The organism is Mesotoga sp. H07.pep.5.3 (assembly GCF_002752615.1).
Classification (GTDB): Bacteria; Thermotogota; Thermotogae; order Petrotogales; family Kosmotogaceae; genus Mesotoga; species Mesotoga prima.
In genome coordinates, this window is the sequence record NZ_AYTV01000008.1 from 1 (window position 1) to 1,908 (window position 1,908).

General features: G+C 47.9%; 1 protein-coding gene. It reads left to right on the forward strand.

Going from position 1 to position 1,908, the window contains the following annotated elements; all coding sequences use genetic code 11:
• Positions 1 to 592: 592 nt before the first annotated feature.
• Positions 593 to 1,828, forward strand: coding sequence for a group II intron reverse transcriptase/maturase (gene ltrA, locus V513_RS03500; protein WP_099771737.1), 1,236 nt, complete (start codon positions 593 to 595; stop codon positions 1,826 to 1,828).
• The last annotated feature ends 80 nt before the right edge of the window (positions 1,829 to 1,908 follow it).

Below are 1,908 nucleotides of genomic sequence, written 5' to 3' on the forward strand. Positions count from 1 at the left end.
AGTTGCAGTGTGCCAAGAAGGCGAAGAAGGAAACTTCAAGCCATGCTTAATTGAAGATGAGGGAGGGCCCCTCGAAGCCGCCATGCAGGTGGAGGCTTCAAACCGCCGTAAGCTGCTGTGGTAAAGAGCCATGGTAGTGAACGTTACGGGAAAAGGCGGGACAGTGATCCCGTCAGGTGAGTACCAGAGGAGACGAATACAAGTGAACCACCGTGAACGTGTCGTAACAACTACTAGTGTCATCTAAACCGGGAGGTGCAACTATCCCGGGATAAGTCTGGAGGAAACCTGCTTACTGTCCAGATGGTGACCGGCATATAGGTGGCGTGACCCTGGTACAGGCTTCGATTAGGAACTTGGGAACCTGGATCTGGATGTTAAGGGAAAAGCCGCAAGTGGAAGACCCACGAGGGTGAAAGTACCGATGCCAGATTCAGGGGCGGAACAGTCCGTAGTAGTGATGAAGCTCCTGTAATGGGAGTGGAGCGAAGGGACTGTGTTATCCAGTTTTGTAGGTTAGTCAACCAACTCTGTGCAGACAACCGAAAGGGAGGAACTGTGAACAGAGACAAGGAAGGAGCCAACAGACAAGATGAGGTCGTATGAAATCCCCAAGAAAGTAGTACTGGAAGCATTCAAGAAAGTGAAAGAGAACAGAGGGGCAGAAGGAATAGACGAGGTAAGCCTGGAAGAGTTCGAAGCCGATCTTGACAACAATCTCTACAAGATTTGGAATCGAATGACCTCGGGCAGTTACTTTCCACCTCCAGTAAAAGCTATAGAGATAGAAAAGAAGAGTGGAGGCAAGAGAGTACTGGGAATCCCCACAGTGGGGGACAGAGTAGCCCAGATGGTAGCCAAAATCTATCTCAATCCCTTAGTAGATCCATACTTCCATAAGGACTCCTACGGATACAGGGAGGGAAAGTCAGCGATAGATGCCCTTGAAGTAACGAGGCAGAGATGCTGGCGGTATGACTGGGTACTGGAATTCGACATTAAAGGACTGTTCGACAACATAGACCATGAACTACTAATGAGGGCAGTCAAGAAACATGTGAAGATTCCATGGCTAATACTCTACATAGAGAGATGGCTGAAAGCACCCTTTATACAAGCGAATGGAAGAGTCGAAGAGAGGAGCAAGGGAATGCCACAGGGAGGAGTAATAAGCCCTGTACTGGCTAACCTCTTCATGCATTACGCCTTCGACAAGTGGATGGAGAGAACTCATCCGGATAAGCCCTTTGCCAGATACGCGGATGATGGAGTGATACACTGTAGAACTCTGGAGGAAGCCAGGCTTCTTCTTGAAAGTCTCAAAGAAAGAATGGAAGAATGCAAACTGGAGCTTCATCCAGAGAAGACCCGTATTGTCTACTGCAAAGACGATAAAAGGAAGGACGAGTATCCAAATACAAGCTTTGACTTTCTAGGATACACCTTCAGAGTCCGTAGCTGCAAAGACAGAAATGGGAGAATCTTCTACGGCTTCAATCCTGCAGTGAGTGAACAGGCAAAGAAGGCGATGAGACAGAAGATCCGGAGAATGAGACTTCAAACCAAGTCATACCTGAGTATTGAAGAACTCTCAGAAAGAATCAACCCGGTAATAAGGGGTTGGATAAACTACTACGGACACTTTCGCAGATTTGAGATGTATACAGTACTGAGTCAGCTTAACAAAGCCTTAGTTCAGTGGGTAAGAAACAAGTACAAGAAAAGGAGAGGTCACACAAAAGCGGGCAAATGGCTAGAAGCTCTTGCTCGCAGGGAGCCTCATCTATTTGTACACTGGACAATGGGGATATTCTATACGGCTGGATAATGGGAGCCGGATGAATCGAGAGATTCAAGTCCGGTTCTGAGAGAGCCTGGGGGTGAAATCCCCCTGGGCTACTCACCAGA